Source organism: Gracilibacillus halophilus YIM-C55.5, assembly GCF_000359605.1.
In the GTDB taxonomy this organism is placed as follows: Bacteria; Bacillota; Bacilli; order Bacillales; family Amphibacillaceae; genus Gracilibacillus; species Gracilibacillus halophilus.
In genome coordinates, this window is sequence record NZ_APML01000013.1 from 42184 (window position 1) to 52860 (window position 10677).

A 10677-nucleotide genomic window follows, 5' to 3' on the forward strand; every position below is an offset into this window, starting at 1 on the left:
TGCCTCCCCAATTTGTTTATTAATGATAAAAATATGTCGACATTAAATCGCTTTTTCTTCGTGTGATTGGATGTGCACACGGTTTTTTCTTAACTCAATGATGACAGATGCAATGAATATGCACCCTACTACAACAGACATAACCCAAAACGGTGATGTAATATTACCTTGGAAAACCGCTTGATAAAACAACGCACCATAAACACCGCCGATAACTGGTCCCAAGACTGGAATCAATGCATATCCCCAGTTTGATTTCCCTTTTCCAATGATGGGTAAAACAGCATGTGCGATTCTAGGGCCTAAATCTCTGGCTGGATTAATCGCATAACCTGTCGTACCACCTAGAGACATTCCAATAGCTACAATGAGTAAACCAACAATCGCTGGGTTCAACCCTTGTGTAAATTCATTCGCTCCAATAAAAAGTAACCCCATGATCAAAACAAACGTTCCAATGATTTCACTCACTAAGTTTGACAATGGACTTTTTATCGCTGGATCTGTCGCAAATACACCTAATTTAGCTCCTTGATCGCGTGTCTCTTTCCAATGCGGTAAATATTGCAAGAAAACAATGACAGCACCAATAAATGCACCAATCATTTGAGCGCTTATATACATCGGCACTTTCCCCCATGGAAATTCACCGATTGCTGCAAATCCTAAGGTCACAGCCGGATTTATATGTGCACCAGAGACATGGCCAACAGCATAGACGCCCATGGCTACACCTAACCCCCAGCCAATGGTAATCACTACCCATCCTGCTCCTTCTGCTTTCGTTTTTCGTAATACTACACCGCCGACGACTCCTACACCAAGAATAACTAAAATCATCGTTCCAATGAGCTCTGCAAGAAATTCAGACATTCCCATTCACCCCTTCAACAATTTTGAAGCTAATGAGATATGCACGTGCAACGCCGAATAAAAAAATCCACACAGCCAATCGACATACTTTGTCCTAGGAAAGTACGTAAATCGCTGTGTGGACTCCTTTTCTCCGACACATTCATTAACTTGTTAATTTTAGGATATATCATGAGTAAAGCGCTGTCAATCATTTCTTTTATTTTTTCACTTCCCATAAATCGAGGTTGGATGTCGTTACCGCGGTGGCACCACTGGCTAAAGCGTCTTCTACATGTTCTCTCGTTCGAATTAATCCCCCAGCAATAACTGGTACTCCCGTTTGATCAGCCACTTTTTCCAAAATCGATGGCATAATGCCTGGCAACACTTCAATGTAATCTGGTTTTGTTTTTTGAATTAATTTCATATTACTTTCTAACGCCACACTATCGAGTGCAAATAAACGTTGAATCGCAACAATTCCGTTTTTCTTAGCTAATGATATGACATTTGCTCTTGTTGAAATCACACCATCAACTTTCACTAGACGAATGAGATATTCCATGCCATATTGATCTACTTTTAACCCATTAATTAAATCCGCATGAATCAACACTTGTTTTCCTTTCTTTTTTGCATAATTCACGACATGATGTAATTGAGAAATTCGTGATTCTAAGATAATCAGTAAAGGTTGATCACTTTCTATTAGAGAATCAAAATCTTTCATATTTCGAATCGCTGGTAATATCCCTGAGATTTCTACCACTATCATCATTCCTCACTAGTAGATTTTATAATTTTCAAAAAAATGATTTGCGCAAATCTGATTTTTCCCTTAAAATAGACAAGGATGCTTCATCTAATTATCTATGTCTCTTACCAGATTATACATGATTTCTATATCATACGCATGTATTGGTAGAGAATAGCCATCATTATCTCGTCTCATGTGATTCATGTTGGCTTTCATACCCATGAAAACATATCCTCTAACCAACTCCAACCAAATAATAATTGCATGTGTACTGTTAAAGGATGCAAGTACTATTATAAGAGACACCCCAGAAAACTACTATCAATTTGAAAGGAAGTGGAACAAATGGGAGCAGATACGAACGAGCATTATTCGCAAGTATCATTACTTGAAGATGCTGAATACTTAACGTCAATATTAGATGATGTATTACTACACGAAGGTGGTAACGAATTATTAGAAAAAGTGAAGAACATTCGTAACCTTTCTACAAATCTTCGTCAAACACAAGATGAAGCAACCTATAAAGACATTAAAAAAGCCATTAATGAATTAGAACCGGGATTACGTCAAAATGTGATTCGAGCTTTTTCAATTCATTTACATCTATTTAACATAGCGGAACAAAATTATCGTACGCGACGCCGTAGAGAATACCAAACTCAAGATGCAGATAGCATTCAACCAGGTTCACTCGAAGCAGGTGTGAGACAATTAATTAATAACAACGTCACACCAGAACAAATTACTGAACTATTAGAGAGTCTTTCGTTGGAGTTGATTATTACAGCTCACCCAACAGAGGCTACACGAAGAACGATTTTACAAATTCATAAACGCATTGCAAACCTTTTAACTGCATGGGATTATGCCTTCACGCGTTATGAGAAGAAAATTATTAAAGAAACCATTGCTAATGAAATTACGATTTTATGGCAAACACAAGAGATTCGTCAGAAAAAACCATCTGTTATGAAAGAAGTATCGAATGGTTTATATTATTTCGATCGCGTACTATTCGATGTATTACCAAGAATCCACGATGATTTAGAAGATTTATTATATGAAAATTATAAGCAACGTTGGAACATTCCATCCTTCCTTCGTTTTGGTTCATGGATCGGTGGCGACCGTGATGGAAATCCATTTGTAACAGCAGATACAACTTATGAAACATTGAAACGGCATCGTTCACTTGTATTAAAAAAATATAAAGAATCTCTTGGTGAATTGAAAGACCGACTTAGCCATTCGGTGGATAAGGTTGAAGTGAGTGACGAATTATTACAATCGATCGAAGAAGATCGCCAAACATTAAACACAAATGGATGGCATAAAGATGATGAAGTGTATCGTGTGAAACTATCGTTAATGTTGAAAAAGTTAGATTATACCGAACAAGATCATGAATTAGGATATACAAAAGCGGAAGAATTGCTTAATGATTTATACATGATTCGCAACAGTATGGAAGGTCATCATCCGAACTCCAATCCGATTAAACGTCTACGTAAAGTGATTCGCCAAGTGGATTTATTTGGCTTCCACCTAGCATCACTCGATATTCGTAATCATAGTGGTGAACACCAAGCAGCGTTAACGGAGGTCTTCAGTAAAGTCGGAATCGCACAAGATTATAAGGCATTGAATGAAGATGATAAAGTTCATACACTTATCGGTGTGTTGGAAAATCCAAGGCCGCTGATTTCCATTTATGACGAATTCACGCCAGGGACGCTAGAAGTGATTGAAACGTTCCGCATGATTAAGAAGGCACAAGATACATTTGGTCTTCGTGCGATTGAGGTATACTTAATTAGTATGACAGATGCGGTCAGTGACCTACTAGAAGTGCTTGTTTTAGCAAAAGAAGCTGGACTTTATCGCGTATATCCAGATGGAAAAGTGGTCAGTCGCATCCATGTTGCACCACTGTTAGAAACAATTGATGACTTAAAAAACGGTCCTAGTATGATTAAACAACTATTTGATATCCCATTATACCGTAAGCATTTAGAAGCTCGTGGGGATTTACAAGAAATTATGCTTGGATACTCAGATAGTAGTAAAGACGGTGGAAATATCACCGCGAACTGGGAATTATATAAAGCACAACAAGAAATTCATGACATTGCCAACAGTTACGGTGTCAAACTGAAATATTTCCACGGTCGTGGTGGCTCACTCGGTCGTGGTGGCGGACCATTATACTCGAGTCTGTTATCACAACCACCTGTCACATTAGGCGATGGTGTGAAAATCACAGAACAAGGGGAAGTGCTATCCTCTCGTTACTTACTCAAAGACATTGCTTATCGTAGTTTAGAACAAGCTACTTCTACGATGATGACAGCGATTATGGGACTAAATGAAGAGAATTCATCAAACATTGGACTGAATCAAGAAGAAGAAAACGCAATGAATTTAATTTCAGAATACGCACTGAAGAAATATCAATCATTAGTTTTCGAAGATCCTGGCTTTATCAAGTATTTCAACCAAGCTACACCATTACATGAACTTGGCGATCTAAATATTGGTTCACGGCCTATGAAACGAAAAGGCAGTGATCATTTCGAAGATCTTCGTGCAATTCCATGGGTTTTCGCCTGGACACAGAGTCGCCAGTTGTTACCAGCTTGGTTTGCAACAGGTACAGGGATTAAGAAATATATTGATGAACATGGCAACTTAGAAATGTTGCAACGAATGTATCGCGATTGGCCATTCTTTACAGCAACCATGAATAATTTACAAATGGCATTAACAAAAGCCGACCTCGGTACAGCTAAAGAATATGCAAATATGGTACAAGATCAAGAAATCGGTCAACGTATTTTCAAACAAATCGAAGATGAGTATTATGTGACAAAAGATATTGTGTTACAAATTACTGGTCAAGACGAACTTCTGGATCATAAACCAAATATTAAAGAATCCGTTCGTCTAAGAAATCCGTTAGTTGACCCGCTTAATCAACTACAAGTGCAATTAGTGTCACAAGTTCGATCAATGGATGAAGATAACGAAGATTATGAAGAACTGTTAAAAGAAGCACTTTTAACCATCAACGGTGTCGCAGCTGGCCTTCGCAATACAGGTTAATACACGATATAAATCCTCTAAAGTGTTGAAATCACTTTAGAGGATTTTTTAGTAATTTTGTTGTCACACGAGAATTAATTTTGCCATGCTAGATAATTTGCGGTCACGCGAGAATTATTCTTGCCACGCCAGAAAATACAAACCCATCAAGTTACATTCGCCATCCTTAGCATTTTTGAATATTCTTTGTACAATTTGTGAATAAAGTATGACAAAATCATGAACAATGTGTTATACTTTATGTAAACACTTACAAAGATCGTCCACAGAGGAGGTCATTCACTATGGATATTTTACTTATCTTTCTATTTATTTTCAGTGCAACTCCCCTACTATTATGGGCTGACAAATGGAGAAAAACCGCATTGTTTCAGCTCCCATTTATTCTTGGTTCATGGTTTGTCTTTATCAAGCATGTAACCGTTGGTATTGCACCAAATGAAATGTTCCTATGGGCATTCTTTATCAGCAACTTAGTTTACGGTCATATTGCGTTCACAATCATTCTGCTAGAAATGCGAAAATCATATAAGTCACAACAACTAGCCATCCAATCAAAATAATTTTTAAAAAGAGTAGGACAAAGCTCTATTACAAAAATGAACGTTATCTTTTCGTTTTGATCTAGTTATGCATCACTGCTTTGTCAAAACACGAACTCCTGCGGGCAAGCACGAGCCGAAAATCACCTGAAACTCGTTTCGGGAAATTGAGGGGCCTGCCCGCGGAAAGCGATGTGTTTTGACAAAGCTTATTTTTGTTATCGAATGCAACGTTGCTATATTATATGTTGTCCCTGTCTCTTTTTTCATTTGCCAACCAATTACTGAAAACATTTATTATAGTTTTCACTTCATGATCACTTACATACTTTTGTATAATAGAACTATATTGTTTCATTGGGGGAGAAAAAATGGAGATTGTAGTAGCACCTGATTCATTTAAAGGAAGTTTGACATCCATTGAAGTTGCACAAACAATGAAAGCAGCAATTGATCGATTTGGAAAAGACACCACCATCATCAAGCCTATGGCTGATGGCGGAGAAGGAACGATTGCAGCCATTCTAGCATCCACTGAAGGTGAAGAAATAAATGTGACAACGAGTGGCCCATTAGGTACACCTATTCAGACGAGTTATGCGATAATTGATAAGCACATTGCGGTCATTGAAACAGCCAAACATGCTGGACTGACACAAGTCATTGGATCAGAACGAAATCCTGATGATACAACGAGTTTCGGTATTGGTGAAGCCATGTTACATGCTTTAGACAATGGATGTGATTCTTTTATTATTGGCTTAGGTGGAAGCGCTACAAATGATGGCGGGCTTGGAATGTTACAAGCACTTGGCCTTGAAGCTTGGGATAAAGATTCTCAACCGATTGGACCTTTCGGAAAAGATTTATTACAAATCCACGATATGTCCGTTCGCCATCTAGATCCTCGTCTATCATCCGTTCACATTCAAATTGCCAGTGATGTTGATAATCCGTTGACTGGAACAGAAGGAGCCACTATGATTTATGGTCCGCAAAAAGGAGCAAGCAATGAACAAATATCCTTATACGACCAAGCATTAGACCACTTTGCATCATTAATGGAAAAACATATGGGGACCAATTATCAACATGCTACTGGAGCAGGTGCAGCAGGTGGATTGGGATTTGCCTTCTTATCGATAGGCGGTTCATTACAATCAGGAGCGAAATTAATTGCGGATGTCACAAATTTGGAAGAAACCATTCAACAAGCGGACCTCGTGATTACCGGTGAAGGACAAAGTGATAATCAGACTCTTTATGGCAAAGCGCCAGGTTTTATTGCTGATCTAGCCAGTCACCATCATGTTCCGGCGATCTTACTTTCGGGTGGCTTAGGAAAACATATAGACGCATTACAAGAAAAATTTATCGGTTGTTTTTCGATTGTTAACCGCCCATTATCGTTACATGAGTGTATGGAAGAATGCTCTTACTTATTAGAACAACAAACGAAACAATTAATGACATTAATCAACTATTTTCGAACAATATAACTTGTGACAACGACTTGTTTTTGCGATAATTTAATTAGCATACATAAGTAGGAGGTCTTCGGGGTGAATCATACAGCTCATGATTCTAAATTAAAAGTTTTTTCCTTAAATTCAAACCCACAATTAGCAGAGGAAGTTGCTGAAACCATCGGAATTGAACTAGGCAAATCTTCTGTCAAAACATTTAGTGATGGTGAAATTCAAATTAATATTGAAGAAAGTATTCGAGGTTGCGATGTTTTTGTCGTACAGTCTACATGTGACCCGGTTAATCAGCATATTTTCGAATTACTGATTATGATTGACGCGTTAAAACGGGCATCTGCCAAAACAATCAATGTTGTGATGCCGTATTACGGTTATGCTAGGCAAGATCGCAAAACGAGATCAAGAGAACCTATTACCGCAAAATTGATTGCCGATTTAATTCAAAAAGCTGGGGCGACGCGATTAATATCACTTGATTTACACGCACCCCAAGCACAGGGATTCTTTAACATACCTGTTGATCCCATAACAGCAGTACCGATCTTAGGCGATTATTTGTTGAAAAAACAATTAGAGGATGTAGTTGTCGTTGCACCAGATCATAGTAGTGTTTCTCGAGCACGTCAACTAGCCGATCAATTAAAAGCACCGATTGCGATTGTTGATCGCAGAGGTACAAGCGAAGATACAGCAAATATTAATATTGTCGGTGAAGTCGAAGATAAAACAGCTGTCATTATCGATGATATTATTGATACAGGTTGGCGTATCAGTTCCAGTTCGAAAGCTTAAAACAACATGGTGTGAATGAGATATTCGCGTGCGCCACACATCCTGTCTTATCCGGTTCAGCAATTGAACACATTCATGCTTCTGATGTTGAGGAATTGATAATCTCTAATTCAATTCCTCTTCCTGATGAGAAACAAACAGATCATATTACGCAGCTTACCGTCGCACCTGTATTAGCCGAAGCCATTATTCGACTATACAAACAACAATCTGTTAGTTCATTATACAAATAATTGAATAAGCTCAAGGCACGACTAGTGATCTCGATCGATTCGGGGTCACTTTTTTTATCTCCTCCCTATTCTCAATAATCACATCTTCTAGGCAGGCGCATAGACTGTCTATAAAGTTAAATGCAATGTTTCCTTCGTTAACGATGTGATTCAAGAGAGGAAGAGATGCTCGATGCGTAAATTAATTAAATGGTTCAAACATCAACAAATTTTGACCATTTCTGCTCCGATTGTATTATTAATAGCTTGGGAATTTTTCTCGCGAATGGAAATATTAGATCCACGTTTCTTTCCACCACCTACTTTGATTCTACAAACACTGATTGACATGGGAGCTGGCGGTGAACTTTTTCATCATATCGGGGTAAGTTTGTTACGTATTTTCTGTGGTTTTCTATTAGGTGTCATTCCGGCCATTTGTATCGGATTATTCATGGGGATGTACAAATGGTTTAAAACATTTTTCTCCCCTATTATCATGATTTTTATGCCAATTCCCACATTAGCGATGCTACCCATTATTTTGATTTTATTCGGGATTGGCGAATTTTCCAAAATGGTTACGATTGCTATTAGTGTATTTTTTCCTGTAGCGATCAACACGGCAGCTGGTGTCGCCAATATTGACCCTATTTATACAGACGTCGCCAAAAATTTTCAAGCCAGTTCCAAAGACTTTTTCTTAAAAATTGCCTTACCAGGATCACTGCCCGTCATGTTGGAAGGGATACAGATGGGGCAAGCCATTGCTTTATTGACGATTGTAGCTGCTGAAATGATTGGTGCGAATTCAGGAATTGGTTATGTAATTTGGATGAATTACAAAGCATTTTTACTTCCAGAAATGTACGTCGGATTACTACTTATCTCATTCTTTGGTTACTTTTTCTCTTTATTGTTACGAGGCTTAGAGCGTAAATTATTGCCTTGGAAATAACGACGAAACGAGGGGTTGCATGTTCAAAATTCAAATTCGTCAACTTGAAAAACAATTCGTGAAACAACATCAGTATGTGGATGTACTGGAGAATATTTCGATCGACATTAAAAAAGGAGAATTTGTCTGTTTATTAGGTCCAAGTGGCTGTGGCAAAACAACGTTACTACGAATACTCGCTGGACTGGAGAAACCAAGTTTAGGGGACATTTCGATTCAACATGAAAATAAACAAAACCCACTTCAATCCATGGTATTTCAAGAAAGTGGTGTGATTCCATGGATGACTGTGGAAGAAAATGTATCCTTTGGGTTAAAAATGCGCCATATGCCGACTGACTATATTCATGAGCAAACCAATCATTATTTAGAAAAAGTTGGCCTGCGTCGTTTCCGCAAATTGTATCCGAAAGAACTTTCCGGTGGGATGAAACAACGGGTGAGCATCGCAAGAGCATTTGCTAATAATCCAGAAATTTTACTAATGGATGAACCATTCGCAGCCCTTGATGAACAAAATAAATTTATTTTACAAGAAGAATTGTTATCGATCTGGCAAGAAACAGAGAAAACCGTCCTCTTTATCACACATAGCATAGATGAGGCGTTGTTATTAAGTGATCGTATATTACTCATGAGCGCACAACCTGGAAAAATTATTGAGGATTTACCGATTCAAATGCAGCGCCCTCGATCAATCGAACAAGTACGTGCAAGTGAGGACATGACAAACACTTTTTTGAACATATGGGAACATCTGCATAGAGAAGTCAAACACGCGCGATCTGCAAATCATTAATTTTTGAGGTGATGAGATGAAAAAATGGTCGATGTATCTATTATGGGCAGTGATGATGATTTTATTTCTCGGTTGTCAATCTTCAGATTCAACGGAAACAGAAACGGTAGATAAAGATCCAGATCAACCATTAGAACCTTTAGCTGAAACGGAAACAGTTGTTATCGCTGAAGATGGATCTGCTTCCGGTGCCGGGTTCTATATTGCAAAAGAAAAAGGATACTTTGAACAATATAACATCGAAGTCGAATTTGCGACATTCGGTAATAGTGATGAAATGTTACCCGCTGTAGCATCCGGTGAAGTTGATGTAGCTGGCGGTATTTCCTCTGCTTCTTTTTTTAATTCCATTGCACAAGGTATTGACGTACGATTTATTGCTGACAAAGGTCATAATATTGACGGCAATTCCTATTTCACATTTGTTGTTCGTGAAGATTTGAAGGACGAAATTACCGAATATGAGGATGTGAAGGGGAAAAAGATTGCCGTATCCACAAAAAATGGTGTGGATGATTATATATTTGATCAAATGCTCAGTCACGCTGGTGTATCTAGAGATGAAGTGGAATTTGTCTTAATGTCAGACTTCGGCAATATGATGTCAGCCATGGGAAATCAACAAATTGATCTCGCATTACAAATTGAACCACTCATCACGCAAGGAGAAAATCAAGATATTCATCAACGCTTCGGGGATGCAACTGATTATGCTCCAGAAGCACAAATTGCTATGGTACTTGGTTCCCCTCATTTTATGACTGAACGTCGAGACGTTGCCGTACGTTTTATGGCGGCGTATCTACAAGCGATTCGTGACTATCACGAGGCATTCGTGAAAGGATCAGGTAATGAAGAAGAAATCATATCGATCATGGCAGATCACACAGCAATGAAAGATCATGAACTGTGGAGAGAAGTTGGCGTCACTGGCTTAAATCCAAATGGAATGATATTTGAAGAAGATGTAAAAAATCAATATGAATTTTATAAAGAAAGAGGCGCGATTCAAGGCGAATTAGACTTTGAGAAAATGATTGATATGTCATTGGTCGAAGAAGCAATCGAAGTTATCGGTGAATATGAAGAATAAGTCAATAAAATAAGATTTGTGCAAGCGAATGAAGGCAGTTTTTTCATAATTCAAGATGCTTTTCTGTCTCCATTCGC

General features: G+C 38.2%; 8 protein-coding genes and 1 pseudogene. 7 read left to right on the plus strand and 2 right to left on the minus strand.

Translation table 11 applies throughout. The features are described 5' to 3' along the window. Positions 1 to 42 precede the first annotated feature (42 nt). Both J416_RS03145 and J416_RS03150 read right to left on the minus strand, forming a co-directional pair. Positions 43 to 873 (minus strand): MIP/aquaporin family protein, encoded by an 831-nt coding sequence (locus J416_RS03145; RefSeq protein WP_003464567.1) that lies wholly within the window; start codon positions 871 to 873, stop codon positions 43 to 45. A 199-nt stretch (positions 874 to 1072) separates the two neighbouring features. Next, entirely contained in the window at positions 1073 to 1624 is a 552-nt protein-coding gene (locus tag J416_RS03150; RefSeq protein WP_003464570.1) for a glycerol-3-phosphate responsive antiterminator, read from the minus strand. Positions 1625 to 1957: 333 nt separating this feature from the next. Between J416_RS03150 and ppc the strand changes: the two genes are divergently transcribed. From ppc to J416_RS03185, 7 genes and pseudogenes are all read left to right on the plus strand, one after another. Next, the gene (ppc, locus tag J416_RS03155) at positions 1958 to 4717 is read left to right on the plus strand and encodes a phosphoenolpyruvate carboxylase (RefSeq protein WP_003464573.1); all 2760 of its coding nucleotides are present in this window, start codon (positions 1958 to 1960) and stop codon (positions 4715 to 4717) included. A gap of 284 nt (positions 4718 to 5001) precedes the next feature. After that, a complete protein-coding gene (locus J416_RS03160) occupies positions 5002 to 5280 on the plus strand; it encodes a spore morphogenesis/germination protein YwcE (protein WP_003464576.1) in 279 nt (92 codons plus the stop codon). Between the two features lie 350 nt (positions 5281 to 5630). After that, a complete protein-coding gene (locus J416_RS03165; RefSeq protein WP_003464577.1) occupies positions 5631 to 6758 on the plus strand; it encodes a glycerate kinase in 1128 nt (375 codons plus the stop codon). A 63-nt stretch (positions 6759 to 6821) separates the two neighbouring features. Further along, positions 6822 to 7771: pseudogene (locus J416_RS03170) on the plus strand (ribose-phosphate diphosphokinase). 172 nt (positions 7772 to 7943) lie between these two features. After that, positions 7944 to 8708 (plus strand): ABC transporter permease, encoded by a 765-nt coding sequence (locus tag J416_RS03175; RefSeq protein ID WP_003464585.1) that lies wholly within the window; start codon positions 7944 to 7946, stop codon positions 8706 to 8708. 19 nt (positions 8709 to 8727) lie between these two features. Then, the gene (locus J416_RS03180) at positions 8728 to 9507 is read left to right on the plus strand and encodes an ABC transporter ATP-binding protein (RefSeq protein ID WP_003464586.1); all 780 of its coding nucleotides are present in this window, start codon (positions 8728 to 8730) and stop codon (positions 9505 to 9507) included. Positions 9508 to 9523: 16 nt separating this feature from the next. Further along, entirely contained in the window at positions 9524 to 10600 is a 1077-nt protein-coding gene (locus J416_RS03185; RefSeq protein WP_003464587.1) for an ABC transporter substrate-binding protein, read from the plus strand. The last annotated feature ends 77 nt before the right edge of the window (positions 10601 to 10677 follow it).